The organism is Thermorhabdus hydrogeniformans (assembly GCF_049310025.1).
GTDB lineage: Bacteria > Bacillota > Thermosediminibacteria > Thermosediminibacterales > Tepidanaerobacteraceae > JBJYKD01.
Map to the genome: position 1 here is coordinate 1 of NZ_JBJYKD010000210.1, position 258 is coordinate 258.

A 258-nucleotide genomic window follows, 5' to 3' on the forward strand; every position below is an offset into this window, starting at 1 on the left:
GGTCACGTCGACCTCGACACGCACATACCGGTTGACGGTCCCGGTGACGGTGGAGCGTTGCGACGTCAACCCGGACACCGTGGAGAACGTGATGAGGTCGACGTCGGAGGACGAGAAGTTGTCCGTCGAGTGGGTCACCTTGATGACCGCGTTCGAGAGTCCGGTGAACCCGGTGACGTGGAGGTGGGCGACGGCGCCGTTCGACGACGACGCCGCGTTGTCGACCGTGGTGCCGTTCCCGTCAGCGGATGCGGCGGC

Annotated in this window: 1 protein-coding gene; it reads right to left on the minus strand. The window is 66.3% G+C overall.

All coding sequences use genetic code 11. The features are described 5' to 3' along the window. On the minus strand, window positions 1–258 hold a 258-nt coding region (locus ACKX14_RS16155), incomplete at both ends, for a hypothetical protein (protein ID WP_422449445.1).